A 26,524-nucleotide genomic window follows, 5' to 3' on the forward strand; every position below is an offset into this window, starting at 1 on the left:
GATTGCCTAACCCTCTAACTCGAGTTTTTCGATTTCCTCACTCAAGGCCTCAACGATACAGGCCTCATCGACCTTGCGCAAGACTTTTCCCTTGGCGAAAATCACGCCGGAACCGGCGCCGCAGGCCACGCCCAGATTGGCGTCGGCGGCTTCGCCGGGACCGTTGACCACGCAGCCCATGACGGCCACCTTGATCGGCGCGGTGCTTGCGGCGAGGCGCTCGTCGACGCGCTTGGCCAGGTCGATCAGGTCCACCTGGCAGCGTCCGCACGTGGGACAGCTGATGATTTCGGGGCCGCGGCGGCGCAGGTCGAGCGCCGAAAGCAGCATCCAGCACGCGCGCACCTCGGCCGTCGGCTCGTCGGTGAGCGAAATGCGCATGGTGTCGCCGATGCCTTCTTCCAGAAGGATTCCCAGGCCGCTGGCGGATTTCACCACGCCCTGCAGCAACGTGCCCGCCTCGGTGACGCCGATATGCAAAGGCACCTGCGGAATCTCGCGCGCCAGGATGCGGTAGGTGGCCACCGTGGTCATGACGTCGTGCGCCTTCGCGGAAGCCACCACGTCATGGAAGCCGCGTTCTTCGAAATGCGCCACGTATTCGACCACCGATGCCGCGAGTTTTTCAGGCAGCGTGAGGTCGGTGCGCGCTTTGAGCGCCTCGTCGAGCGAGCCCGCGTTCACGCCGATGCGGATGGGGATGCCCGCCTCGCGCGCGGCCTCGATCACGGCGTCGGTCTTTTCCCAGCCGCCGATGTTGCCGGGATTGATGCGCAGCTTGGCCGCGCCGCGGCGGGCGGCTTCGATGGCGATCTGCGCGTCGAAGTGGATGTCGGCCACCACGGGCAGCGGGCTTTGCGCGCACACGGCCTCGAAAGCGTCGAGGCACGAACGGCGCGGAATGGCCATGCGCACCACTTCGCAGCCCGCCTCGGCGAGCGCGGCGATCTGCGCGAGGTTGGCCTGCACGTCGTCGGCCGGCGCGTTGAGCATCGACTGGACCACGCACGGCGCGCCGCCGCCCATGGGCACGTCGCCCACCATCACGCGGCGCGTGAGCTTATTCGGTTCGATCGTCATAGGGAACCCCCTTTATTCGTCGGTCGGTCCAGTGTAAACCCAACGAGACACGCCGCAGGCACGCGGGGAAAGTTCCTATGAAACACGCGGAAACGGCGGGCGCGCAAGCCGTTCGCAAAGGCGCGCCGCACGCGGACCGGGGCGGATCGGCCTGGGCCACGACGCTGCGCGGACGCGTTCAACGCATAAGCGAGCCATTCCGCCGGTGCTCCGCACATGGGCCGGACCGAACCGCGGCGCCATGCCTCCGCGATCAATAGGCGCCAACCGATCGCGTCGACGCTACCCGATGCAATCGCGCACGGCCGAAACGATGCGCTCGGTCAGGCCTTCCCATGAAATATGGGCCATATCCACCTGCGCGCGCGGCATCATGCAGGCCTGCGCCACGGCGCGGGCGAGGCGCGCTTCGAAGGCGGGCAGGTCGTCGGCAAGCGGCTCGTCCACCGTCGTCATGCGCGGGGGTTCCACGTAGAGCACCGATGCGCCCGGCACATGGCCCCCGTACCACGAGCGCACGCCGGGAAGGTCGGTGGTCACCGCCTTGCACCCGCACGCGAGCGCTTCGGCGATCACGAGCGGCAGGCCTTCGTAAAACGACGGAAGCACGAACACGTCCGAGGCGCGATAGGCCGCCACCAGCTCGTCCTGGCCGATCCTGCCGGGAAGTTCCACAGGGAAACGGCATGCGCGGGCGCGCTCGACGATGCGCTCGTATTCGGCCTCGTCGCTGTGGCCGCCCACCAGGTTCAGGCGAAACGGCGCCATGCCCCCGTCGAGGGCGCCTTCGGAGAACGCGGGCGCGAAGAAGCGGCGGGCCTCATCGCTTCGCGCCGCCGCATCGAGCGCCTCGAGCAGCGAAGGAACGCCCTTCTTGCCGCAGATCTTGCCCGCGTACATGATTTCGAACGGCTTCGTGCGCAGCGCGCCTTCGGCATCGCGCACGGCGCCTTCCTCGTTGAACACGGCGGCGTTGAAGCCCGTGCCCACCACGTGCACGCGCGCCTCGTCGACGCCGTACAGCTCGACGATCTGCGCCTTCTGGTCTTCATGCAGGGCGAGCACCGCGTCCAGGCGGCGCGCCGCGGCGATGATGCGCTCGCGCTCGAGGCCGTGCATCTTCATCTGGCGGATGTCGGTGGAATGGCACACCGCGCACACCGGCACGTCGGGCAGCGTTTCGCGCGCCAGCGCCGTGACCAGGTACAAGTGATGGCAGAGCACCGCATCGGGGCGAAACGCCTCGGCGGCGCGCGCGATCGCGCCTTCGAACGCGCGCACGAACGCCGCCGTCATGGCGGGCGTCATGTCGCGATAGCGCGTGGAAGGATACGGCATGACGTCGGACATGCCCGCGATATGAAACGGCAGCTCGTCGGTATCGAAGCGCACCGGAAAGCACGGCACCGACGCGCCGATGAACGGCTCGTCATGCGCTCCGACGCCCGCGACCACCGCCGCCTCGTGGCCCGAGGCCGTCTGGCAGCGCACCGTTTCGGCAAGGTAGACGCCGCTTCCCGTGCTGTCGGGCCTTTGCGCCGTGATGTTGAGGATTCTCATATATGCATCCGCCTTCGTTCGTCCCCCTTCCGCGCACTCGCGCGGCTATAGGCTCCGCAAGCGCGAACCGCGCGGCGGGCCCGGGCGGCACGGGGGTATAATGCCGCGAATATGACACTGGCCGACAAGCATATCACCCGCCCGTCGCCCTGACGGCGCAAGGCGAGGCAAAGGCGGAAACGGCCGTGATTTCGGCTGAGGCAAGAAAGGCAGGGCCATGCCGGACCGATCGAACCGCGAGCTTCTTCGCTCGCTTCCTTCTATAGAAGAGCTGCTCAACGACCCCAGGCTCAAAGCGCTCGAGGGCCGCATCGCGCGCCGCTCGCTCGTGCAGGCGGCGCGCGATGCCGTGGACGGCGTGCGCAAGGCCGTGCTCGAGGGCGCATGCGCGCGCATCGACCGCGACGACATCGCGACCGACGCGCTACTGCGCGCGACCGCATCGCAGCGTCCTTCGCTCAGGCGCGTGATCAACGCGTCGGGCGTGGTCATCCACACCAACCTGGGACGAAGCGTCATGGCGCGCAGCGCCGTGGAAGCCGCGGCCGACGCCGCCGGGCGCTATTCGACCCTCGAATACGACACCGCCGCCATGGCGCGCGGCAGCAGGCACGCGCACTGCGAGAAGCTGATCTGCGCGCTCACCGGCGCCGAAGCGGCCATCGCGGTGAACAACAACGCCGCGGCCGTGATGATGGTGCTTTCCGAATTCGCCGCGGGGCACCGCGCCGTGGTCTCGCGCGGCGAACTGGTCGAAATCGGCGGGTCGTTCCGCGTTCCCGACATCATGGCCGCCTCGGGCGCCGCCATGGTAGAGATCGGAACCACCAACAAGACGCACGCGCGCGATTACGCGCGCGCGATCGACGACGACACGGCCATGCTGCTGAAGGTGCATCCGTCGAACTACCGCCTGATCGGCTTCACCGAAAACGTCGCGATCGACGAACTGCGCGACATCGCCGACGAAACGCTGGCCGACCGCGCGACGCGCGACGTGCACGACGAGCTGCTGGTCTACGAGGATCAGGGGTCGGGCGCCTTTGCCACGCTGCCCTTCTTCGGCGGCTACGGCGAACCCACAGTGGCCGAATCGCTCAAACAGGGCGCCGACCTGGTGTCGTTTTCGGGCGACAAGCTTTTGGGCGGGCCCCAGGCGGGCATCATCGTGGGGTCGAAGCGCCACATCGACCGCCTGAAGGCCAACCCCCTCGCCCGCGTACTGCGCCTTGACAAGATGACGATCGCGGCGCTCGAAGCCACGCTTCGCCTGTATCTGGACGAGGAGCGCGCCCGCCGCGAAGTGCCCACCCTTCGCATGCTCTCGGAAACCGTCGACGACCTGCGTCCGCGCGCCGAGCGTTTGGCCGCGAGCCTGCGCGAGGCGCTGGACCCGCGCGACGCCGCGATCGAAGTGGCCGACGAGATATCGCGCGCAGGAGGCGGCGCGCTGCCCATGTGCGACATTCCCACCTGCGTCGTGCGCGTGACGTTTCTGCGCGGCGACGTGCTGGAATGCGAACGCCGCCTGATCTGCGAACGCGACGTGCCCGTCATAGGACGCATCAAGAAAGACGCCCTGCTTCTGGACGCCCGCACGATCCTCGACGAAGGCGAAGAGGCCGAAATCGTGCGCGCGCTCACGGAATACTTCGAAAGGCCGAACGCATGACGAAACGAAACGAACCTTCCCGCGCGACATCCGCGCCGCGCCTGATGCTGGGCACGGCAGGCCATATCGACCACGGCAAATCGAGCCTCATCCAGGCGCTGACCGGCACCGACCCCGACAGGCTTGCCGAAGAGAAGAAACGCGGCATCACGATCCAGCTCGGATTCGCCAGGCTCGAGCTTCCCGACGGACGCAGCATGGGCGTGGTAGACGTTCCCGGCCACGAGCGCTTCGTGCGCCAGATGATCGCGGGCGCCACCGGCATCGACGTCGCGCTTCTGTGCATCGCCGCCGACGACGGCATCATGCCGCAGACCGTCGAACACCTCGCCGTGCTCGAGCTTCTGGGCGTGCCTTCCTGCGTCGTGGCCCTCACGAAGATCGACCTGGTCGACGACGAATGGGTCGAGTTCATGAAAGACGAAGTGGCGCGCGCCCTGAAGGCGACGCCCTACGGCGGCGCGCCCATCGTGGGCGTCTCGAGCCGCGACGGCCGCGGACTGCCCGAGCTGCTCGACGCGATCGCGGGCGCCGCGCAGCATCCGGTGCGTTCGCGCGAGACCGATGCGGCGCGCATGCCGATCGATCGCGTTTTCACGATCAAGGGGTCGGGCACCGTGGTCACGGGAACGCTGTGGAGCGGCACGGTGCGCGTCGACGACGAGTTGGAAATTCTGCCGCACGGCGTGAAATCGCGCGTGCGTTCCATCCAGATGCACGGCGAAAACGTCGACGAGGCGGGCGCGGGCAACCGCGTGGCGATCAACCTGAACGCCGTGAAAGCCTCCGATTTGCATGCGGGCGATTTCCTGGCAAGCCCCGGCGCCGTCGTGCTCACCGACCGCTTCGACGCGCAGTTCTCGTACGTGGGGGCGCAAGGCGGCGCCGACAAGCCGTTCGCCACGGGAACGCGCGTGCATATCGCGCACGGCACGCGCGAGGTCACGGGGCGCGTGCTGCTGATGAACGGCCGCGCCGAACTGGGCGCCGGCCAAAGCTGCTACGCGCAGATACGCCTCGACGCCCCGCTGCCCGCGGCAAGCGGCGACCGCTTCGTGGCGCGCTCCTATTCGCCCGTCCGCGTGATCGGCGGCGGAAGCGTGCTGGCAAGCAGGCCGCGGCGCCGCACCACCTTGTCGCAGGACGAAACCGCGCTGCTCGACGCGCTGCGAAACGACAACGTGCAAGGCGTCTGCGAAACGGCGCTCGCCATGCAGCGCCACCCCGCCTCGATCGAGCGGATCGCCGCCGACGCAGGCGTCGAGGCGTCGCTCGTGCGCGAGGGGCTGCTGGGCATGGAGAACGCGAACAAGATGCTCTCGCTGAGCGAAACGCCCGGCGCATGCCTTGCCACGCGCGCCGTGCTGGCGCGCGACGTATCCGCGATCGAAAACGAGCTGCTGCGCTTCCACGCCGAAAACCCGCTGCAGACGGGCATGCCCAAGGCGATGCTCGCCGCGCGCCGTTTCCCGCACATGGAGCCCGATTGCTTCGATGCGCTGCTGAAAGAGGCGGCGCGCACGGGACGCATCGTGCTTGCAGAGGGCGCGGTCAGCCACCCGAGCGCGGCGGGCGGCGCCAAGGCTGCGCAGGAGCAGGCCGAACGCGCGGTGCTTGCGGCCCTTGAGAAGGCGGGGCGCACGCCTCCGCCGATCGACGACCTGCTCGCAGGCCTCGACGAGAACGCGTCCCTGTGCAAGAAGGCGCTCGGCGCGCTCGAACGCGGCGGCGATGCGGTGCGCATCGATTCGTCGCTGTGCTTCGCGCGTTCGGTCTACGACGAGCTTGAAGCCGCGGCGCGTTCGCTGCTCGAATCGGCGGGCGGCGCCACCGCATCCGAGCTGAAAGATGCCATGGGCCTCACGCGCAAATACGCCATGCCGCTGCTGGAATACATGGACGACCGAGGCGTCACCGTGCGCGACGGAGACGTTCGCCGTCTGCGTTAAGTCGGCGGGCACGGCCGAAAGCCCGCCGCCAGCCGTTCGAAACGCCCGCGCTATGCGCATTTTCCATGGCGGGCCCCAAGCGCTGCTATACTGTTGAATTCGCTGCTCGGCAGCAACCATACGGAGATGAATGGGTCCTGGTGGGTCCCGCGGCCTTCAAAGCCGTTGTGAGGCGTGCAGAGCGTCTCGGGTGTGTTCGATTCGCACGCATCTCCGCCATAGAACGCCAGAACGCCCGCGTGTCCGCACGCGGGCGTTTTCTTATGCACGAAGGTCCTGGGCATAAGGCTTGGCGGAGCTCGACGGAGGCTTGGCGGACACGTATGCCCTCGACCGCCGGCCCGACCCTTTTCATTCTCTGGCGCGGACCCCCGGGGCCGCCGCGCCCCTCCCCCGGACGGTTTCGTCGTTGCGGCGCGGCGCCCGTAACCCGGCTCGATCCCGAGGGCCCTCCATCCCGAAGCCCGCCCGAAATGCACGAAGACCCCGCCAGAGCAGGGTCTTCGTCATGCGGCGCGAAGCCGATGCAATCAATATGAGGCGAAGGCCTACACGAAACGGTAGATATCCTTCGTGGCTTCGACGAACGCGTCGTAGACTTCCTGGGCGATGGCCTCGTCCATCAGAAGCTCGAACGCGGACGGCTGGCCCTCTTCGTCAAGCTCGGTGACCTCGAGGATCAGCACCTCGCCCGACGAGCCCGCGGGAGCGTTCTCGTCGACGGGGAAAAAGAATCCGTAACGGTGGTCGTTGTGCAGAATCAGGCCCAAGAACTCGAGCTGCTCGATTTCGCCCTTCTCGTCCTGGAATTCGAAGACGACGCCCTCCTGGACGGGGGGTGCGAAATTCGGAGCGCTTCCCTCGCGGATTTCAGCCATGGCTACTTTCCCTTCTTCTTATGGTTGGTTTCGCCGGTTTCGGCGGCCTGCGTCGCACCCTCGGCGACGACGGCCTGGCCATGCTCGGAAGCCGCAGCCTCGGCCTTGGCGGCCATGGGCAGCTTGTTCAAGAAGAAGCGCTGCACGCCCGTGCCGTACTTCTTCTGCAGCTTGGCGAACCTATCTTCGCGCGTCTTCCAGATCGCGTAAAGCGGCGTGGCGATAGCGATAGAAGAATAGCAGCCGGTCACCAGACCGATGGTCATCGCGAGCGCGAAGTCCTTCAGCGTCTCGCCGCCGAATAGCAACATGGCCACGACGGGGATAAGCGACGTGATCGAGGTGTTGAGCGAACGGATGAGCACCTCGTTGACCGAATGGTTCGCCATGCTCATGAACGTGCACTTCACCGAATCGGACTTCATGTTCTCGTTGATGCGGTGGAACACGACCACCGTGTCGTAGAGCGAATAGCCCAAGATGGTCAGCAGCGCGGCGATGGTGTTCGGGGTCACCTCGTGGCCCAGAATCGCGTACACGCCGAAGACGATCACCAAGTCGTGCAGCAGCGCGACGACGGCGGTGACGCCCATCTTGTAATCGCGGAAACGGATCGAGATGTAGCCGATGATCAGCACCAGCGACACCACGAACGCGAGGATGGAGCTCTGGATGACCGAAGCGCCCCAGTCGGGACCGATCGTGGTCACCTCGAAGCCGCTCGTGGACCAGCCGAAGGTGTCGGCGACGTCGTTGGCCACGGCCGTGGCGTCTTCGGCCGACGTGGAGGTCGTGCGCACGAGGAAGCCTTCCTCGCCGTCGGTGACGGTGGTCTGAACCACGGCGTCGGGCTCGCCCGCCTCACCGAAGGCATCGCGAACCTGTTCGATCGACACGTCGCCCGTATCGTGGAACGCGATGGACGTGCCGCCGATGAACTCGATGCCGAAGTTGATGCCGCGCACACCCACGATGATGGCGATGGCCGCCACCACGATGCATGCCGCGGTGAGGAAGTACTTGCGCAGGCCCAGGATGTCGAAGTCGCGCTTGATGAAGCGGCCGCGCAGCTTCTCGCCCTCGGCGAGCTGCTTTTCGCCGTCGAAATACGGCGCGGCGTTCTGCGAGTCGGACACGCCCCAGAAGCCAGGGTGCTTCGCAATGGCGCGCGGGGCGAGCAGGCGGATCAGCGGAGCCTTGAACAGCAGCATCATGGCGATGTCGCACAGGATGCCCAGCGCCAGCGTCAGGCCGAAGCCCTTGACCGACGCGCTGGCCAGAAGGAACAGCGTCAGCGCGGAGACCAGGGTGACCAGGTCGGCGTCGATCGACGTCATGATGCCGTGGCGCACGCCCGTCTTCGACGCGGCGCGGACGCTGCGGCCCATGCGGATTTCCTCGCGGAAACGCTCGAGGGTCAAAATGGACGAGTCGGCCGCCATGCCGATGGTGAGCACGATGCCGGCGATGCCCGCAAGCGACAGGCTGAACAGCCCGAAGTGCGAAAGCGTGGCCAGAATGCCCAGGTACAGCGCAGCGAACACAGCCATGGCAGCAGCCGTGATGAAGCCGAGGCCATGGTAGAACAGCAGCAGATACAGCATGACGAGAGCAAGGCCGATGCCCGCGACGAGCACGCCGGAAGCCAACGCGTCCTGACCGAGGGTAGGACCGACCGTCTGGCTCTGCGCGAACTCGAAGCTCACCGGCAGCGAGCCGGACTCGAGCACGGTCTGCATGCTCTTGGCCTCGTCGAGCGTGTAGCCGCCCGTGATCGAGACGTCGCCGTTGGGAATTTCGCCCTGCACGGCGGGAGCGGACTGCACCACGCCGTCGAGAATGATCACGATCTGGCCCTTGGTGGGAGCGAGCTCCTTAGTGGCCTGGGCGAAGGCGGATGCGCCCTCGGAGTCGAGCTTCAGATTGACCGCGTAGTCGGTCGAGGCCTCGCTGGCCTGGCCCACCGTGACGCGCTCGATGTCGTCGCCCGTGACGATCGGCGTGTAGGTGCCCTCATCGACATGCAGCGTCAGCTTCTGCTCGCTGGTGGGGAACCTGTTGCCCATGGCGTCGGTGACGCTTTCCTGTTCCATGTACTGGCCGGTCTCGATCTTGGTGCGCACCGCTTCGTCGGTGAACGAATCGAGGCGGGCGAACTCGAGCTTGCCGGTCTTGCCGATGGTAGCAAGCGCCTCTTCGGTGTCGGACAGGCCGGGAATCTGCACCAGCACCTGATCGGTGCTCTGCAAAGCGACGGTAGCCTCGGACGCGCCGAGCGAGTTCACGCGGCTTTCGATGATGGCGCGCGATTTCTCCATGTCCTCGGCGGACACGGCGGCGCCATCTTCGCCCTTCGCGGTAAGGACCACCGACAAACCGCCCTGGATGTCGAGACCCTGGTTGATCTTCTCTTGCGGGGGCGTGAACATGAACACCGAGCCCACGACGAGCAACGTGGTGACGATAAGCAGCCACACGTTGCGTCGATTCACATGCTGCGATGTTTTCCTCCGCTTCTTCGATGAGCTCGAAGAGCCCGGGTTGGAAGGCTTCATAATCTCCCTCTACTGTCGCCTTGCGCGACGGTGCCCCATGCATCGCCGCAATGTACGTATAACCTCGCTATTGTGCCACAAAAGACCCGATGGATTCCATCGTTTCGCACGAGGCCGAATGTTAGCCAAGGGCTACCGCGCCGCAAGGCAAGCAGGACATGCCGGTTTGCGCTCGGTTTTCGGGTTCCCCGAGCAGGCAACGCGAATTCCCGATACCTCCGGACGGACGAGGCGAACCCACGCAACTACCGCCCTATAGCCCTCGCCGTGCCTGCAGAACGCAAAAAAGAAGCCCTCGAACGAGGGCTTCTGAAGATTCGTGGTAGCCTGGAGGGGATTCGAACCCCCGATCTTCGCCTTGAGAGGGCGATGTCCTAAACCGCTAGACGACCAGGCCATATGCTTTGCGCTGAACGAAATGGCTGGGGTGGAAGGAGTCGAACCCTCACATACGGCACCAGAAACCGCTGTCCTGCCATTAGACGACACCCCAGTGCGTATCGCATTTCAAGCGCAGGACAGAATAATACCGACCTCCCCCTGTTTCGTCAACATCTTTTTTGAAAAAAATTTCGACGAAGCCGGATCGACCTAGTAGTCGTCGGCCGCGGGCGAGTTCATCCAATCCTGATAGAACGCCTCGTACTCGCCGGCGAGCACCGCCTCGCGCGCTTTGGCCATGAGGTCGATCAGGAAATGCAGATTGTGCATGGACAGCAGGATGCCGCCGAGCATCTCTTTCTGCATCACCAGATGGCGCAGGTATGCGCGCGTGTATTGCGTGCACACCGGGCAGCTGCACTGCGGGTCGAGCGGCGTGAAGTCCTCTTTATATTTCGCGTTGCGCAGATTCATGCGGCCCTGGTGCGAAAACGCCGTGCCCATGCGTCCCGTGCGGGTGGGCAGCACGCAGTCGAACATGTCCACGCCTTCGCGCACCGCGCGCACAAGCGTCGTGGGATTGCCCACGCCCATCAGGTAGCGCGGCTTATCCTGCGGCAGCGCCTCGCACACCGCGCCGAGCGTCTCGAACATCACGTCGTGGGGCTCGCCCACCGAATAGCCGCCGATGCCGAAGCCCTGGAAGCCCTTGTGACCAGCCGCACGGCTCGCCGCGTCGATTTCCATCAGGCGACGGGCGCTTTCGAGGCGCAGGTCGCGATGCATGCCGCCCTGCACGATGGCGAACAGGGCCTGGTCCTCGCGCGTGTGCGCGGCGCAGCAACGCTCGGCCCATTCCCACGAAAGCTTCGTGGACGCGGCCACGGCCTCTTTTTCAGCCGGATACCCGATGCACTGGTCGAGCTGCATGACGATGTCGGCGCCGATGCGCTGCTGGATGTCCATATTGCTCTCGGGCGTCCAGCGATGCTTGCTGCCGTCGTAATCGCGCGCATGGAAGCTCACGCCGTCGGGGTCGGTCTTCATCATGTGGTCCAGGCTGAACAGCTGGAATCCGCCCGAGTCGGTCAGCATGGGGCCGTCGTAGTTCATGAACTTCTGCACGCCGCCCGCGCGCTCGATGATATCGACGCCGGGACGCATGTACAGATGATAGGTGTTGGCCAGCACGACCTGGCTTTTCATGTCATGCAGCTGGTCGACGGTCACGCCCTTCACCGTGGCGTGCGTGCCGACCGGCATGAACATGGGCGTATGCACCGTGCCGTGCGCGGTGTCGAAGCTGATCGCACGCGCATTGCCGTCGCGCGCATCGACCGTCACGTCGAAAAGTGCCATGGGAAAACTTCCTTTCATGGAACGAATGCACTGAAAACAGATAGCGAGCGCCGCATCGAGAACCGCGCAAGGCGAGTCGCGAAGCGCGCCGCATCGGAAGAAGCAAACAAGACGCAACGCTTGCTTCCGGAACCGTCCGCGACGGAAGCGAAGACAGACGGTCCGGCCTCGCCGAGAAAGCCCTCAGAGCGGCGGAATCTAATGAATGAGCATCGCGTCGCCGAAGCTCAACATGCGGTAGTCGTTTTCGATCGCATGCTTATAGGCCGCCATGATGTTCTCGCGCGTGGAAAACGCGCTCACGAGCATCATGAGCGTGGAGCGCGGCACATGGAAGTTCGTAATCAGCGCATCCACCACGCCGAACTCGTAGCCGGGAAGGATGTAGAGGCTCGTGGCCTCGCGGTCGCGGGCGCGCATGCGGCCCAGTTCGCGGTCGTAGGCGCTCTCAAGCGAACGCACGCTCGTGGTGCCCACGGCGATCACGCGGTTGCCGCGCGCATGGGCGGCGTCGCACGCGTCGATCACGTCCTGGCTCACGGTGTAGAACTCGGTATGGATGGTGTGCTTCTCGGGGTCGTCCTCATCGACCACGCGGAAGGTGTCCAGGCCCACCTCCAGCTCGACGGTACGCCATTCGACGCCCTTCTCGCGCAGGCGCTCGATCAGCTCGGGCGTGAAATGCAGGCCTGCCGTGGGAGCCGCAGCGCTTTTCTCCTCGCGCGAGAACACGGTCTGATACATCTCCTCGTCGCCCGCATAGCCCTTGATGTAGGGCGGAAGCGGCGTGTGGCCCACCGCATGCAAGGCAGCATCGAGCGAATCGAGCGGCGTGGTCAGACGCACCAGGCGCTCTCCCCTGCCCTCGTCGGCGCCCCAGCCGATGACCTCGGCCGACAGCGCCACATTGCCTTCGGCGTCAGTGAAATCGACCACCGCGCCGCTACCGGGCTTCAGGCGCTTGCCGGGACGCACGAGCACTTCCCAGATCGCGGAGGAATCGGTCTTGGGCTCCACGTCGAAGCGCTCGCGCAGCAAGAACACCTCGGCCGCGCCGCCCGTGCCGCGCTTGGCGCCCAGGAGACGGGCGGGAAGCACGCGCGTGTCGTTGGCGACCAGCACGTCGCCCGGCTGCAGGTAGTCGTAGATGTCGCGGAAAATGCGATCCTCGATGGCTCCCGTCGCGCGGTCCATCGCGAGCATCTTGCAGGCGTCGCGCACGGGCGCGGGCTCCTGGGCGATGCAGCGTTCGGGAAGTTCGTAATCGAAATCGTCGGTTCTCATGGTTTGCTTTCGCCATTCGTCGGCGGCGTCGATACCCGCACGCGTCCCATTCGAACGGGACGCCTGGCCCGCTCCCCCGTTGCCGGGCGGCGAACCCGTTCGCCCTGCGGCCATCGCGGGCGAGCGGCGGTTCGACGGGCGGCTATTCGGCCGCCTGCCTCTTGGCTTCCTCCTTCATCTTCTTCAACAGCGCGCGCTGGCGCTGGCGTTTCTCGTTATAGGCCTGCTTCTCGGCCCTGTTTCGGGCGCGCTCGGCCTCTTCCGCAGCGCGGCGCGGCGCCTCGGCGGCCTCCTTAGCGGCCTTAGCGGCCGCGCGTTCGGCCTTGCGCTGCTCGCGCTCTTCAGCCGCCTCCACCTTGGAAAACGCGCATCCGCAGTAGTTCTGGCGATACATTCCCAACGCCTTGCTCCTTCTGGTGGCCTCGGGATACTGTTCGCGGAAATCCTGGAACACAGGCTCGAGCGCGTACGGCGCGCACGCGACGGCGAGCTCTTCGCCGATTTCGTCGATATATTGGTAAGGGCTCACGGAAAGCGTGGTGGCAAGCCCTTCGAAGCCGTGCTCGGCGGCATAGCGGGCGGCCTCTTCGAGGCGCAGGCGATAGCAGGCACGGCAGCGGTCGGGGCGCGCATCGGGGTCGGTTCCGTACACGCCCGCGGCATTCGCCCACGCCTGGGGTTCGTACGGCCCCTCCACCACGGCGATGCCCTGGCTTTCGGCGAATTCGAGCATCGTCTGAAGACGGCGGTCGTATTCCGCCGCAGGATGGATGTTGGAATTCATATAGGCGATCGTGATGTCGTGGCCCGCCTCGAGCAGCAGGCGCAACGGCTCGAGCGAGCACGGCCCGCAGCATGCATGCAACAGCAGCTTCACGTGCGTTTCTCCTCTCTCGGCGGCCTTCGACAGACCGAAGGCGAAGCGGCGCGCAAGAACGGCGGCTTACGCCGCAGGCGGCCCGCCGAGCTCGAAGACAAGGCGGCCGAGACCCTTTCGGCATGCTCTGTCAAATCGAAGCCGGGAAGCGATCACCGGCCCCGACGCATACCGAACGTCCATAAAACTGCACTATACTACCATGCTGTTTTACCGAGTCCGCATCCTTCAGAAAAGGACGATACGCATGCACACCACGCGCCCCTACTCCGCCGTCTTCTTCGACCTCGACGGCACGCTGCTTCCGATCGACACCCACGCCTTCATGGAGGCCTACACGGTTTCACTCGGAGAATTCGCCCACGACCAGGGACTCGATGCACGCGCCGTGATGGGCGCCCTGCTTGCAGGCGTCAAAGCCATGGCGTCCAACGACGGATCGCAGACCAACCACGACCTGTTCTGGAGCACCTTCGAGACAGTCACGGGCCTTGATGCGGAAAAAACCGAGACCCTATTCGACGCCTATTACGAAGGCCCCTTTAACAAGGTGGCCGAGCTGGCCCAGCCCGACCCTGCGGCGGCGCGGGCAATCGCTGCACTGAAGGCGAAGGGATACGACTTGGCCGTGACCACTATGCCCATGTTTCCCCTGAAGGCCGTCCACGCAAGGATCGGCTGGGCGGGGCTCGACCCGAACGACTTCATGTTCGTGACCGACTACGCCAGCGCCACGTCGGCCAAGCCGCACGTGTCTTATTACGAAGAAGCCATGCGCCGCGCCGGCGTTGAGGCGGCCGACGTGCTCATGGTAGGCAACAACACGCTCGAAGACGGCGCGGCGTTCGAGGCCGGCGCGGATATCTATTTCGTCACCGACCACCTGATCGAAGGCGAAGGCGGGCTCGACGTCGCCGAGCACAAACACGGCACGCTCGAGGAATTCGCCCGTTTCTGCGAAGAGCTTCCAAACCGCGCGTAGCAACCGACCGCACGTCCCTTCGTCATCCACGAGACGCCGAAGGGACGCAAAAGCGGCCCCCTGAAATGCAAAAAGGAGGCAATGCCTCCTTTTTGCGATCAACACGCCCCATGCGAGGCGATCGGCTTCGATTCGTGCGGCTCTGTCGCGTCAGGCGTTACAGCTTGACGACGTTGCTTGCCTGCTTCTTGCCGTTCTGACCCTCGGTGACCTCGAAGGACACGCGCGCGCCCTCGTCGAGGGTCTTATAGCCGTCCATCTTGATCTCCGAGAAATGCACGAACAGATCTTCACCGTCCTCCTGGGAGATGAATCCGTAACCTTTCTCGGCATTGAACCACTTGACAGTTCCTTCAGCCATTTTCGGCCTCTTTCCCTTCTCTCGAAAAGAGAAGTTAACGCCCCGGCATTCGACCGGGTTAACCCATCCCACCCTATGATGGGACCATACAGACGTCGTCCAGGACGACGGTTCACAGCCTATCACCTTTTGGGGCGGGAAATACCGAGCAAGGACAAGCCGCAGGGTTTTTCCCGTATCGCCGCAAGAAATACAGAACCGGGGAAAACGTAAAGCGAAATCCTAGTATTCACCCTCGCCGAAACCGTCTTCTGCGAGCAATTCATCGAAGTCTTCTTCGCAGGGAATATCGTCGGGGCCGGGCGCTGAAACGCCGCAGGCGGCCGCGAAGGCGCATGCCTGGTCATAGCGAAGCCGTGCCGTGTCGTGACAGCCGGCCTCGCGCAGATAATGGGCCTCGAGCGCCATGGTGTAGACCACGTAGGCCGCGATGCGCGGGTCGGCGATCGAAATCTGCGCCACCGAAGCGAAGCTTTCGGGCGCAAGCCCCAAAAGCACCTCGGCATCCATATCGAGCGCGCGGGAAAGGGCGTCCTCGAGCGAGTCGGCCGCTTCTTTCGGGTTGCGCTTCTCTCGGTCCATACTGCGCTTGATGCCGTCGACGAACTGCATGATCAGACGCATCAGATAATCTTGCTGCAACATCAGCTGCGTTTCACCCCCACATGGTCGAATGCACGATCGGTTGCCTGGCGGCCTTTTGGCGTACGCATGATCAGGCCTTGCTGGATCAGATAAGGCTCGTACACGTCTTCCACCGTGTCGGGATCTTCCGCCAAGGCCGACGCGAGCGTAGACAGGCCCACCGGCCTTCCGCCGAACGACACGCACAAAAGCTCGAGAATCTTGTTATCCAGGGCGTCGAGCCCCAAAGAATCGACCTCGAAAAAGCTCAGCGCGCGGGCGGCGGTATCTTCGTCGATATCGCCCGTGCCGCGCACCTGGGCCCAGTCGCGCACGCGCTTGAGCAAGCGGTTGGCCAGACGCGGCGTTCCGCGGCTGCGGCGCGCGATTTCAAGCGCGCCTTCTTCGTCCACATGCACGTCCAAGATGCCCGCCGATCGTTTCACGATCGAAGAAAGCTCTTCGGGCGTGTAGTAGTCGAGCCTGAACACGATGCCGAAGCGGTCGCGCAAAGGACCCGTCAAAAGCCCGGTGCGCGTGGTGGCGCCGACCAGCGTGAATTTAGGCAGGTCGAGCCTGATGCTGCGCGCCGCAGGGCCTTTGCCCACCACGATGTCGAGCACGTAATCTTCCAGGGCAGGATACAAGACCTCTTCGACCTGGCGGTTCAGACGGTGGATTTCGTCGATGAACAGCACGTCGCCGTCTTCGAGATTGGTCAGGATCGCCGCAAGATCGCCCGGACGCGCGATGGCAGGGCCGCTCGTGGTGCGGATATTCGCGCCCAGCTCGTTGGCCACCACGGCCGCCAGCGTTGTTTTGCCCAGGCCCGGAGGGCCGCTGAACAGCACATGGTCCATACACTCGCAACGCTGGCGCGCGGCCTCGATCAGAATGGACAGGCTGTCTTTCACGCGCGTCTGACCCAGATAATCTTCCAGGCGCTTCGGGCGCAGGGAGCGGTCGAGCGCCAGGTCGTCCTCGATCAGCTCGGTGGCCACCATGCGTTCGCCCGACGCACGCGAGCTTGCGCCCGCATCGAACACCATGCCTTCTATTTCGATATCGTTGCCCATAAATTCCTTCACGCCTTACCTCTGCCGCCCGCGCGGCCTTGCCCTGTCGGCGCGCGATGGCGCCTGCGCTTCCTCGACGCGGCGACGCGCCTTGCGCATATCGCGAAACCGATGCCCGCTTCGCCGCGGAGACGCTCCTACGCAGAGCCCAAACGCTTGAGAGCATACTGCAAAAGGGCGCCTTCCGTATCGGCGGAATCGGGCACGCCCTTCAAGGCCAGGTCGGCCTCGGCCGCCGAAAAGCCCATGGCCAGCAGCGCGTCGCGCGCGCCCTGCAATCGCTGGGACGCCTGCGCGAGCTGCTCGTCGAACAGCGTATCGCCCTGCATTTCGGCAAGCGAGCCCTTCAATTCAAGAATGAGGCGCTGCGCCGTTTTCTTGCCCACGCCGGGAATGCTGGACACGGCCTTGACGTCTTGCGCCTGGATGGCCGACACCAGCTCTTCGGGCTTGAACGTGGAAAGCGCCGCCAAGGCCACCTTGGGGCCGACGCCCGACACGCCGATCAGGCGCAAAAACAGCGCATGCGCCTCCTGCGAAAGAAACCCGTAGAGCGCCATGGCGTCTTCGCGCACGGCGAGGTGGGTATACACCATGACCTCTCTCCCGCGCTCGGGCAGGCGCGCCAAATCGCGCGCGGGCATGCCGACCGAAAAGCCCATGCCGCTGACTTCGATGAACGCCGCCTCGGGCGTATGGCCCGCCACGCGGCCTTTCAGAAACGCGATCATGATCGGATCCTTTCTAACGCGCGTCTCCGTGCGTCACATAGCAGATGGCCGCTGCCAAAGCGTCGGCCGCGTGATCGGGACGGGGCAGGTCTTCAAGACCCAGAATCTGGCGCACCATGTACTGCACCTGGGCTTTGTCAGCCGTGCCTTCGCCCACCACGGCCAGCTTGATCTGGCGCGGCGTGAACTCTCCCACGGCAAGCCCGTTGCACGCGCATGCCACCAGCGCCGCCCCGCGCGCCTGGCCCGTATCGAACGCTGCCGTGACGTTCTGCCCGAACCAAACGGTCTCGATGCCGACGCACGACGGCTCGAAGCGCCGCGCGACCGCGTCGATCTGCTCGTGTATCTTGGCAAGGCGGCAGGAAAGGTCCATGCGCGCGGGCGTGGAAACGCAACCGTACGCGCGACACGTCAGGCGCGAACCGACCTGCTCGATCACGCCCCAACCCGTATTGGCCAAGCCTGGATCGATGCCCAGAATGGTCCGTGAAGCCGTACGCGCCATGCCCGCCCCTCCGCCTACCGAAAGCGCGCCGCGAGACGCGCTTGAAAACTATCAAACGTCTGTTCGATATTACACCGGAAACGCCCGTCGCTGCATGACAATTCGCGCATTCGATCGAGGCACACAAGGCATGCGCCCCCATGAAAGTCGCCGCCATGCAAGAAGCCACCCTGCGCAAAGCAGGGCGGCTTCCATCTCATCGTCGCTCATCGGAGGCATCCGCGACGCATTCGGCAATCGCAGACGCAGGATCATCGGGCTCGGCCGGCGCGTCGGCCTGCGCCGCAGGGCCTTCGACCCGGGCACCGGCCTTCTCGCCTTCCTCATCGGGCAGCATATCGGGGCGCTCGCCCTTCTTGTCCTTCGACGACCCGTCGCCTTTGAAGGTCTTCGTACGCTGGATCAACACCGCGCCGATCAAGAACGGCATCCAGAACACCAGGCCGCGATACACGAGCACCGCCGCCATGCCCGCCGCCGAATTGATGTCGTAGGCGCTGAACAGCACCATGACGCCCGCCTCGACGAAGCCGACGCCCTGCGGGACGGGAGAAATCATGGCGAGCAGCGTGGCGATCACGTATCCGCAGATCAGCGCTTCGGGATTGGTGATATTGAACGCAAGGCCCACCAGACAGAACGCCGCAAGCTCGCACGTGCTGGCGGCGATCGAGCATCCGAAGGCCTTCGCCGCCGTTTTCGGATTGCCGGCGATCGTGCCCGCGGCATCGCCGAACGAAGAGACGGCGTGAACCGCCCACGGAGCGAGCGGCTTCCTGTTGAACTTGGACAGAATCCTATTCACCAGACGCTCGATCGGACGCAAGAGGCCGATCAGCATCTGGGGGCTTTTGCGGCCGATGAACATGATGCCGCCCATGAAGCCCACCATGACCACCACCACGAGACCCGTCAGAAACCACGCGGGGCTCAGATTGCCCGTGACCTGCAGGATGACGAAGCCCACGATCATGATGGTCATGAAGCCCGACTCGATCGTCATCTGCATGAGCAGGGCCGCCGACATGGCCTTGCCGCCGGGAATGCCGCGGCGCCTGGCGTCGTCGACCACCAACGTGGCACCCGCCATATTCAGCGACGGCGCGATCGTGTTCATGAAGAACGTGCCGAATACCAGGGGCAACGTCTCTTTCGGCCCCATCTTTTCATCTACTGCGGCAAACGTGAAATGATACGACCAGCTTTGCGCGTAGTATTTGCCGAGCTGCGTCAAAATGGCGGCCACGAGCGGAATCACGGCGCCGCGCTTCATGGTCTCGATCAGCTCGACCAGCTGATCGCCCCTCAAGAGAATAAACGCCAAAACGATGACGATGACGAACCCGACGAGAAGTTTTTGGATGCTCGGCTTCAAGGCGAACCAGCTTTCCTGTCGAACGGCCGGCGAAAACGCTGCCGGCGAATGGACGGCCGCGAAAAGCGCCGCATGCCTACGTGTCGAAACGCGGCCTGGACCGTGCGACGGCGTGATTATACTCCGCGAACGCACGGGGCCGTCCCAAAGCGGCACATCCGTTTCGTATGCGGCACGCGAACGTCACCGCTTCGCGACAAAGAGCGCCCCGTTCGCAGGCGACATCAAGAAAGGTTTTCCGCACCCTCGAGCGCATCGCAATACACGTCGTAGAAACGCGGCCCCAAACCGAGCGCGAACGCTTGGTCGACCGCCCATACGCGCTCCGCATGCTCCTGCGAAGACTCCACGGATGCGTCGGCGCAGCATGCGACCAAATCGGCGTTTCGCGCATAGAACTCAAACGCCTCGGGGGTCATTATCTCCGCACGAACCGCGCGCGCCGTCTCCTCGTCCACGCTTTTACGGGCGCAGAAATACGTCGGCAGAAGAAGCGGACCCTCCGCGAATGTCCCGTGAACACGTCGCACGCCGTCGGCGCGCAAGCCGTACAGCGACGGCGCGACCGACACGTCGACGGCGCCCATACGGGCGGCCTGGAACGCCTCGATCGGCATGTCCGTAACGCGGCATTCCTCCAAAACATGACGCGCCGCCTCTTCCCCGTAGCGCTCCCATACCGCTTTGACCACCGTTTTCGCGGCAGAATTGTCTATGCCGCCGAACGAGACGCGGCATTGATCGACCGCTTCGATCAACGACGCCCCTTCGCACGAAACGCTCCCGTACGCCGTCATGGGGATCGCGACGAAAGGCAGCAGGTCATCCCCTCGACGAGACGCGCGCACGATCGGGGTGTTTTTCAGCTCCATCCACGACGCGCACGGATGGCACGGACCGAGCTTCGCGGCGATCCGCGCATTCTCGAACACCTCCAAGTCGGCAGAAACCACGATGTCGGGAAGCACCGCATCTTCGTCGTGCAGATACGATGCCATATGACGGCCGTAGCCCATGCCGAAGCACGTCACGCGAAGATCGATGCCTTGACGCGCCAGCCGCTCGCGCGCTCGGGCAAGATGCTCCTTCTCGAAATTATGCATGACGCAGATATGGCTCCAATACAGCTCGACCGTACGCATGGACATCATGCGACCTCCTCGCCCTCGCGCAAAGCGCGCTGCAACGCGCGCTGCCTACGATACTGTTCATCGAGCGCTCGGTACGCCTCGCGCTCGCGCGGGCTGCGCGCCCTGACGCAGGCGACCGACCCCTCCTTCATGACGATGCGCTCATGCGCCATCAGCGCAGTATGGGGATCGTGCGTCACGGCAAGCACCAGCTTCTCGGCGCCGCAAAGGGCCGAGAGCGCTACGGCCTTATCGATGCCCGCATTCTCGATTTCGTCCACCAAAACGACGGGGCTGTCGCAGACCAGGGCGACGTCCGCCGTCATAAGCGCGCGCGATTGGCCGCCCGAAAGCAAATTGAGCTTCGATTCCTTAAGCACGCGCTCGGGCGTGATTTCGTTAGCAAGCGCCACCACGTCGTCGATGCGAGCCTCTTTGCCGCGGCAGCGCGCATGCATGGCGACGAACTGCTCGACGGTCACATCGAGCACGAACCGCATATTCTGACCAAGATGCGCTATGGACGACCGCTCGAACGCCGAACGCTCGGCATAGTCGAGCTCTTTGCCGTCCACCAGCACCTTTCGCCTCGTAGGCGAATCGCCTACGCAAAGCTGCTCGATGTCTTTGACGAACCGGCTCTTTCCCGACCCGGTGTTGCCGACGATCGCATACATCTTGCCCATTTCGAGCTCGATCGACCCGAAATTCTCGGCACGGCCGTGCTTATCGGTGCCGGCCATGACGGTGATCGATTTCATCGCGCATCCTCCTCGAATTCCATCTTTCCCACGACGCCCTGCTGAAACGCCGAACCGACGCGGCATTCCCCGACGCAATACGAGCACACGCCCGCAGGCATCGCGTGACGCAAAACGTCGCCTTCGTACGTCCCGACGGCGGGCGCCGTCTCGATGTAGCGGGAAAGCGCTTGAACGCCATAGCCCGCCAAAGCGTCGACCGCGAATACTTCGGCCCCGGGATTCACGTCGGCCACGGCGCGGCATACGATTTCGCGCTCTGCCTGGGAAATCATGTCGACCTTCGTCAATACGACGAAATCGGCCTGCGAAAGCATCGGCCCTAGATGGCCGGGCGCCTTGCAGCTCGCCGTGGCATCGACCACGCACCCGGCGACCATCGACCGCGTAGCGGGGGAACAACGATTACAAAGGCCCGCCGTCTCGACGAACAGCACATCGCTTCCCCGACCATCGGCCCACGACCATATCTCGGGAATGTTCGACACGAGATAATGATCGGGGCATATATCGGCGCTGATGCCGGCGACCGCCGGCACGCCGAGCGCACGAAACGTCTCTTTGTCCTCGTCGGAAACGCAATCGATCTTGCACACCGCCGAGCTCAACCCTCTTTCACGCAGGCAGTCCACCACCCACGAAAGAACCGCGGTTTTGCCGACAGCCGACGAACCGCTGAAAAGAACGATTTTGCGCATAAGCGCCTCACTCTCGTTTTCCGTACGCCGCAAAATATGCGCCCGACGGCATATCTTGCGACCCTCTCCGCATTCGCCCAGCATCGCCGCAAGGGCCTTTCCCGTCAGTCCCGAATGGGACGAAATGGTAAAAAAGTTTCACTAAGCTAACACTTCTCGCGTACAATGCAGCTGCAAAACGGACACGAAGAAAGGAGGGAGCCTCGTGGATCGAGCCATCGCTCGCGCCATACACGCATCGCCGCTATTCGCGGGAACCCGTTTCGACGAATCGGCCATTCGGACCGAGACGCTTCGCAAGGGACGCCTGCTCGATGACATGCGAGGGTCGTGCGCCTGCGTCGGCCTGATCGTCGAAGGAGCGATCGACGTATACAGCGTCGCCGCCGACGGCTTCGAGGTCAAATTGGCGGAACTGGGCATCGGGGATTCGTTCGGCATCTGCAACCTCTGCTCGGAACGCGCCTTGCCGACGGTCCTTCGCTGCCGCACCGCCTGCCGCGTCATGCTCGTGCCGAAGGCTCGATTCATGGCCACGATGGAATCCGATGCGGAGCTGGCGCTGCGTTACGCACGCGTCTGCAACGAGAAGATCGCATTCCTGATCGGGCGCATCGAAGAGCTCGCGCAAGCCACATCCGCCGTGAAACTCGAAACCTACCTTTGCGAACATGCCGACGAAAACGGCATCGTCCGCATCGAAGGAACGCGCGACGATCTGGCCCGCTATCTCGGCATCAGCCGTTCGGCGCTTTTCAGGCAGATCGCGAGGCTGAAAGAAGAGGGAGTGGTATGCTCGCACGGCCGCGCGCTGCGTCTATGCCGCGCGCCACGCCTGCCACGATCGAACGAGGCGCGCTGACACGATGCGGGCCTACGGCCCGTCTGCTTTTTCGGCGCGACTGCGCGCCGTCTATTCACTGAAAGGAATCGTCCATGAACAAAAAACTCGTCGCGCTTCTGCTCGCAGGAGCGCTCGCGCTTGCAGCCCTCGCAGGCTGCAGCACGCAGGCCGCCGACCAGAGCCCGGCACAACCCGAAAGCCAGGCGCCCGCCGAATCGGCCGTCGTCAACGCCGCAGCATTGAAAGGCCCCACCGCCATGGGGCTCGTCGGCTTCATGAACGACGCCGAAACGGGCGTCGCCTCCGATAACGACTACCGATTCTCCATTGCGGCATCGCCCGACGAGCTGACGCCGCAAATCGCCCAAGGTGCGCTCGATATAGCCTGCGTCCCCGCCAACCTGGCATCGGTGCTCTACAACAACACCGACGGCGGCATCCGCGTCCTGGCTCTCAACACGCTCGGCGTGCTGTATATTTGCGACCGCAATGGATCGATCGGAAGCGTTGCCGACCTTGCCGGAAAGACCATCTACGCAAGCGGCAAGGGATCGACGCCCGAATACGCCCTCAACTATATCCTCGAAGGAAACGGTCTGACCCCGGGCGTCGACGTGACGATCGAATGGAAGAGCGAACATGCGGAATGCGTAGCCGCCATGGCGCAGGACGAAAGCGCCATCGCCTTGCTGCCGCAGCCTTTCGTTTCCGCCGCCCAGCTGAAAGACGAATCCATCCGCATCGCGCTCGACCTGACCGAGGAATGGGATGCCCTGCAGTCCGGCGCGAATGAAAGCTCGCTGATCACCGGCGTCGTGATTGCGCGCGCGGCATTCGCCGATGAGCACCCCGAAGCCGTCGCGGCCTTTATGCAGCACTACCGCGACTCCGTCGCGTTCGTCAACGACGACGTGCAAAGCGCGGCGGAATTGGTCGGCGCATACGACATCGTGCCCGCCCCCGTTGCGCAGAAAGCCATCCCCGCCTGCAATATCGTCTGCATCGAAGGCGACGATATGAAAACCCGTCTTTCCAGCTACCTCGAAGTGCTCTTCGAACAGAATCCCAAAGCCGTCGGCGGCGCGCTGCCGAACGACGACTTCTATTACGCGGCCTAGCAACGCAGGCCCGAAGCCGCAGACCCGAACGAAGGGAAGGCTTCGGGCCGCCGGCCGCTACGAAAACGGCATGCGGCCGTCGGATTCCCGCCCGCTTAAGAAAGGAGGGGCATGAGCGCCCAAACATCCCGATCTCGCTTGAAAGCATGGGCGCGTCGGCTCTGGCCCGTGGCATTCTGGCTTGCCGTGTGGCATATCGCCAGCGTAGCCATTGGGCACGACATCCTGCTCGTATCCCCCCTCGATGCAGGCGAGCGCCTCATCGAGTTGGCAAGGGAGGGCGACTTCTGGCTCTCGATCGGGCTTTCGCTTTCCCGCATCGCCGCAGGCTTCGCCTCGGCCCTGACGGCAGGCACCCTCTTGGCCGCCGCATCGGCGCGCCTGCCCCTCGTGCGCGAACTGCTCGCGCCCCTCGTGACCACGATCAAATCGGTTCCCGTGGCATCGTTCGTCATCTTGATTCTGATCTGGGTTTCGTCCGACCGGCTTTCGGTGGCCATTTCGTTTTTGATGGTGTTCCCCATCGTCTACGCCACGATGCTCGAGGGCATCGAGCAGACCGATCCCGACCTGCTCGAGATGGCAGACGTCTTCGAGGTCGGCCGTCTCGACCGCCTGCGCTTCATCTACGTCTCGCAGGTGCTGCCCTACTTCCAAGCCGCCTGCTCGCTTTCGCTCGGCATGTGCTGGAAAGCGGGCATCGCCGCCGAAGTGATCGGCCTTCCCGCCACATCGATCGGCGAGCATCTCTACGAAGCGAAGGTCTATCTGGCCACATCCGACCTGTTCGCCTGGACGTTCGTGATCATCTGCATCAGCATCGCAGGCGAAGCGCTGTTCGCCAGGCTCGTCGCGACCGTCGTACGCGCGATCGAACGAACGCTGTAAACACGGACGGCGCCCCGCGCAGGGACGCCGTCGATACGAAAGGAGGCGCTATGGACGAACGCCGTCTTCGCGAAATGCCGCGGCAAGCGCGCACCGAAGGCGCCGTGACGCTTGAGCACGTCGCCAAGCGCTACGGCGAGCACATCGTGTTCGACGATGCGAACGCTTCCTTCGCCCACGGACGCATCCATGCGATCATGGGCGCGTCGGGCCAAGGAAAAACCACGCTCCTGCGCCTGGTCGCAGGCTTGGAGCAGCCCGACGAAGGACGCATCGAAGGCATGGCGGGCCTACGCCGCGCCGCTGTGTTCCAAGAAGACCGCCTCTGCGAAAACCTCAGCGTGGCGGCGAACGTACGCATGCCCCACCCCGGCCTGAAAGGCGCCGAAAAACAGGAATTTCTCGGGCGCTGCGAAGCGCTGCTGACCGCCATGGCTCTGCCCGACTGCCTGGCGCGGCCGGTGCACGAACTCTCGGGCGGCATGAAACGGCGCGTGGCGATCGCGCGGGCCGTCATGGCCGAAGCAGACGTGCTGTTTTTCGACGAGCCGCTTAAAGGACTCGATCCCGCAGGATCCGCACTGGTCTTGGAGGCGATCGACCCGCTTCTCGACGGCAAGACGGTCTTTTGGTCGACGCATCGCGAAGAAGAGCTCGCACTGCTCGGCCGGCCGACGCTGCTGCGTATCGGGGACCTGAAACGAAACGGCGCCGAGGCCTGAGCCCTGGCGCCGTCGCGCATCCTACAGGTCGTCGACCAAGGCGGTCGACTTGGCATATGCGGTCGATTTCGCCTCGAAGAAGTCGGTCTTGACCATGTTGGCGTTGGAGTACTGCGACACCCAGCGCATGTTCTCGGGCTCCTGCACGTTGTCGGGGAACAGCGGCTCGTAGCCCAGGCTGGTCCAACGCTGATTGCCCAGATAGCGGATATAATCGGTCACCATGTCCTTCGTCAGGCCGGGGATGTCGTCGCCGATGACGTAATGGCCCCAGGCGATTTCCTGACGCACGCCCTCTTCCAGCATGGCGCGCAGCTCGGCCACGTTCTCGTCCACGAACAGCGACGGCTCTTCCTTCTGCAGCTCCAGGATGATGTTGCGGAACAGCCACAGATGCGTGTTCTCGTCGCGGTTGATGTAGCGGATCTCCTGCGCCGAGCCCGGCATCTTGCCGTTACGGGCCAGGTTATAGAAGAACATGAACCCGGAATAGAAGTACACGCCTTCCAGAATGAAGTTCGCCATCATCACCTTGAGCAGCGTGAACGGATGCTTGTCACGCTGAAACTCGTTGTACAAATCGCCGATGAACGTGTTGCGCGCAAGCAGGCGCTCGTCGGTGCGCCACTGGTACAGGATGTCGTTGCGCTGGTCGGGCGAGCAGATCGTGTCGAGCATGTAGCTGTAGCTCTGCGAATGCACGCATTCCTGAAACGTCTGAATATTGAGGCACAGGTTCACCTCGTTGGCCGTGATGTACTCGCCGATGGCAGGCAGGTTGGCCGACTGGATCGAATCCAGAAACACGAGAAACGACAAGATCTTGTCGTACGCGGTGCGCTCGGCGGGATCGAGGTGCGGATAATCCTTCACGTCCTGGCCCAGGTTGATTTCCTCGGGAATCCAGAAGTTGTTCATGGCCTGGCGGTACCAGTCGGACACCCAGGGGTATTTCATGTTGTTGAAGTCGTTGAGGTTGGTGGTGTTGCCGCCGATCATGCGGCGCTCGCGAACATCGACATCGCCCTGCGGATTGAACAGGGGTTTCTTCATCAACGATTCGTTCGGTTCTATAGTCATGGTCGTTACCTTCTTTTCTTATCGGAGGAAC

The 26,524-nt window shown here is 64.1% G+C and carries 24 protein-coding genes and 3 tRNA genes; 8 read left to right on the forward strand and 19 right to left on the reverse strand.

The genetic code is table 11. From position 1 onward, the window contains the following. Positions 1-6: 6 nt before the first annotated feature. Positions 7-1,080 (reverse strand): flavodoxin-dependent (E)-4-hydroxy-3-methylbut-2-enyl-diphosphate synthase, encoded by a 1,074-nt coding sequence (gene ispG, locus DMP07_RS05605; protein WP_123198166.1) that lies wholly within the window; start codon positions 1,078-1,080, stop codon positions 7-9. A gap of 282 nt (positions 1,081-1,362) precedes the next feature. Then, on the reverse strand, positions 1,363-2,640 hold the full coding sequence (locus tag DMP07_RS05610; protein ID WP_123198167.1) for a glycosyltransferase family 4 protein: 1,278 nt from the start codon (positions 2,638-2,640) through the stop codon (positions 1,363-1,365). A 217-nt stretch (positions 2,641-2,857) separates the two neighbouring features. Here DMP07_RS05610 and selA point away from each other — a divergent pair, with 217 nt between their 5' ends. From selA to DMP07_RS08725, 3 genes are all read left to right on the forward strand, one after another. Then, a complete protein-coding gene (gene selA / locus DMP07_RS05615) occupies positions 2,858-4,312 on the forward strand; it encodes an L-seryl-tRNA(Sec) selenium transferase (protein WP_123198168.1) in 1,455 nt (484 codons plus the stop codon). After that, positions 4,309-6,261 (forward strand): selenocysteine-specific translation elongation factor, encoded by a 1,953-nt coding sequence (selB, locus tag DMP07_RS05620; protein ID WP_244594883.1) that lies wholly within the window; start codon positions 4,309-4,311, stop codon positions 6,259-6,261. Before selA ends, selB begins: the two co-directional genes overlap by 4 nt. A gap of 122 nt (positions 6,262-6,383) precedes the next feature. Then, positions 6,384-6,480, forward strand: a tRNA-Sec gene (locus DMP07_RS08725). A 329-nt stretch (positions 6,481-6,809) separates the two neighbouring features. On the opposite strand, the gene DMP07_RS05625 is transcribed toward DMP07_RS08725, so the two are convergent. From DMP07_RS05625 to DMP07_RS05655, 7 genes are all read right to left on the reverse strand, one after another. Beyond that, entirely contained in the window at positions 6,810-7,139 is a 330-nt protein-coding gene (locus DMP07_RS05625) for a DUF1292 domain-containing protein (RefSeq protein WP_123198169.1), read from the reverse strand. Between the two features lie 2 nt (positions 7,140-7,141). Beyond that, positions 7,142-9,694: a protein translocase subunit SecD gene (gene secD, locus DMP07_RS05630; protein WP_123198170.1), complete on the reverse strand. Its 2,553-nt coding sequence runs from the start codon at positions 9,692-9,694 to the stop codon at positions 7,142-7,144. A 320-nt stretch (positions 9,695-10,014) separates the two neighbouring features. Beyond that, positions 10,015-10,091: transfer RNA gene (locus DMP07_RS05635), tRNA-Glu, on the reverse strand. A 22-nt stretch (positions 10,092-10,113) separates the two neighbouring features. Next, a tRNA-Gln gene (locus tag DMP07_RS05640) sits at positions 10,114-10,187 on the reverse strand. A gap of 98 nt (positions 10,188-10,285) precedes the next feature. Then, positions 10,286-11,434 (reverse strand): tRNA guanosine(34) transglycosylase Tgt, encoded by a 1,149-nt coding sequence (tgt, locus tag DMP07_RS05645; RefSeq protein ID WP_123198171.1) that lies wholly within the window; start codon positions 11,432-11,434, stop codon positions 10,286-10,288. Between the two features lie 198 nt (positions 11,435-11,632). Next, on the reverse strand, positions 11,633-12,718 hold the full coding sequence (gene queA / locus DMP07_RS05650; RefSeq protein ID WP_123198172.1) for a tRNA preQ1(34) S-adenosylmethionine ribosyltransferase-isomerase QueA: 1,086 nt from the start codon (positions 12,716-12,718) through the stop codon (positions 11,633-11,635). 142 nt (positions 12,719-12,860) lie between these two features. Next, the gene (locus tag DMP07_RS05655) at positions 12,861-13,595 is read right to left on the reverse strand and encodes an epoxyqueuosine reductase QueH (RefSeq protein WP_123198173.1); all 735 of its coding nucleotides are present in this window, start codon (positions 13,593-13,595) and stop codon (positions 12,861-12,863) included. 247 nt (positions 13,596-13,842) lie between these two features. Here DMP07_RS05655 and DMP07_RS05660 point away from each other — a divergent pair, with 247 nt between their 5' ends. Continuing rightward, a complete protein-coding gene (locus DMP07_RS05660; protein WP_161957038.1) occupies positions 13,843-14,577 on the forward strand; it encodes an HAD family hydrolase in 735 nt (244 codons plus the stop codon). A gap of 157 nt (positions 14,578-14,734) precedes the next feature. On the opposite strand, the gene DMP07_RS05665 is transcribed toward DMP07_RS05660, so the two are convergent. From DMP07_RS05665 to DMP07_RS05705, 9 genes are all read right to left on the reverse strand, one after another. After that, the gene (locus DMP07_RS05665) at positions 14,735-14,938 is read right to left on the reverse strand and encodes a cold-shock protein (protein ID WP_009138431.1); all 204 of its coding nucleotides are present in this window, start codon (positions 14,936-14,938) and stop codon (positions 14,735-14,737) included. Positions 14,939-15,160: 222 nt separating this feature from the next. Further along, positions 15,161-15,583, reverse strand: coding sequence for a hypothetical protein (locus DMP07_RS05670; RefSeq protein WP_123198174.1), 423 nt, complete (start codon positions 15,581-15,583; stop codon positions 15,161-15,163). Next, entirely contained in the window at positions 15,583-16,638 is a 1,056-nt protein-coding gene (gene ruvB / locus DMP07_RS05675; protein ID WP_123198175.1) for a Holliday junction branch migration DNA helicase RuvB, read from the reverse strand. Before ruvB ends, DMP07_RS05670 begins: the two co-directional genes overlap by 1 nt. 137 nt (positions 16,639-16,775) lie before the next feature. Beyond that, complete coding sequence (gene ruvA, locus DMP07_RS05680) at positions 16,776-17,369, reverse strand: Holliday junction branch migration protein RuvA (RefSeq protein WP_123198176.1); 594 nt, start codon at positions 17,367-17,369, stop codon at positions 16,776-16,778. A 13-nt stretch (positions 17,370-17,382) separates the two neighbouring features. Next, a complete protein-coding gene (gene ruvC / locus DMP07_RS05685) occupies positions 17,383-17,877 on the reverse strand; it encodes a crossover junction endodeoxyribonuclease RuvC (protein ID WP_123198177.1) in 495 nt (164 codons plus the stop codon). 196 nt (positions 17,878-18,073) lie between these two features. Beyond that, the gene (locus DMP07_RS05690) at positions 18,074-19,252 is read right to left on the reverse strand and encodes a lysylphosphatidylglycerol synthase transmembrane domain-containing protein (RefSeq protein ID WP_244594884.1); all 1,179 of its coding nucleotides are present in this window, start codon (positions 19,250-19,252) and stop codon (positions 18,074-18,076) included. A 224-nt stretch (positions 19,253-19,476) separates the two neighbouring features. Beyond that, positions 19,477-20,403, reverse strand: a complete 927-nt coding sequence (locus tag DMP07_RS05695; protein ID WP_123198178.1) for a hypothetical protein — start codon at positions 20,401-20,403, stop codon at positions 19,477-19,479. After that, entirely contained in the window at positions 20,400-21,143 is a 744-nt protein-coding gene (locus DMP07_RS05700) for an ATP-binding cassette domain-containing protein (RefSeq protein WP_123198179.1), read from the reverse strand. Before DMP07_RS05700 ends, DMP07_RS05695 begins: the two co-directional genes overlap by 4 nt. Next, the gene (locus DMP07_RS05705) at positions 21,140-21,841 is read right to left on the reverse strand and encodes a GTP-binding protein (RefSeq protein ID WP_211324520.1); all 702 of its coding nucleotides are present in this window, start codon (positions 21,839-21,841) and stop codon (positions 21,140-21,142) included. Before DMP07_RS05705 ends, DMP07_RS05700 begins: the two co-directional genes overlap by 4 nt. Positions 21,842-22,046: 205 nt before the next feature. Between DMP07_RS05705 and DMP07_RS05710 the strand changes: the two genes are divergently transcribed. From DMP07_RS05710 to DMP07_RS05725, 4 genes are all read left to right on the forward strand, one after another. Next, positions 22,047-22,703 (forward strand): Crp/Fnr family transcriptional regulator, encoded by a 657-nt coding sequence (locus tag DMP07_RS05710; protein ID WP_123198181.1) that lies wholly within the window; start codon positions 22,047-22,049, stop codon positions 22,701-22,703. Between the two features lie 74 nt (positions 22,704-22,777). Next, positions 22,778-23,803 carry an ABC transporter substrate-binding protein gene (locus tag DMP07_RS05715; protein WP_123198182.1) on the forward strand — a complete coding sequence of 342 codons (1,026 nt, stop codon included), beginning with the start codon at positions 22,778-22,780 and terminating at the stop codon, positions 23,801-23,803. A 168-nt stretch (positions 23,804-23,971) separates the two neighbouring features. Next, positions 23,972-24,691: an ABC transporter permease gene (locus DMP07_RS05720; RefSeq protein WP_244594885.1), complete on the forward strand. Its 720-nt coding sequence runs from the start codon at positions 23,972-23,974 to the stop codon at positions 24,689-24,691. A gap of 50 nt (positions 24,692-24,741) precedes the next feature. Continuing rightward, the gene (locus DMP07_RS05725) at positions 24,742-25,413 is read left to right on the forward strand and encodes an ATP-binding cassette domain-containing protein (RefSeq protein ID WP_123198184.1); all 672 of its coding nucleotides are present in this window, start codon (positions 24,742-24,744) and stop codon (positions 25,411-25,413) included. 21 nt (positions 25,414-25,434) lie between these two features. Here DMP07_RS05725 and DMP07_RS05730 read toward each other — a convergent pair whose 3' ends face one another. Further along, positions 25,435-26,493 (reverse strand): ribonucleotide-diphosphate reductase subunit beta, encoded by a 1,059-nt coding sequence (locus DMP07_RS05730; RefSeq protein WP_123198185.1) that lies wholly within the window; start codon positions 26,491-26,493, stop codon positions 25,435-25,437. Positions 26,494-26,524: the final 31 nt, after the last annotated feature.

Source organism: Slackia faecicanis (assembly GCF_003725295.1).
Classification (GTDB): Bacteria; Actinomycetota; Coriobacteriia; order Coriobacteriales; family Eggerthellaceae; genus Slackia; species Slackia faecicanis.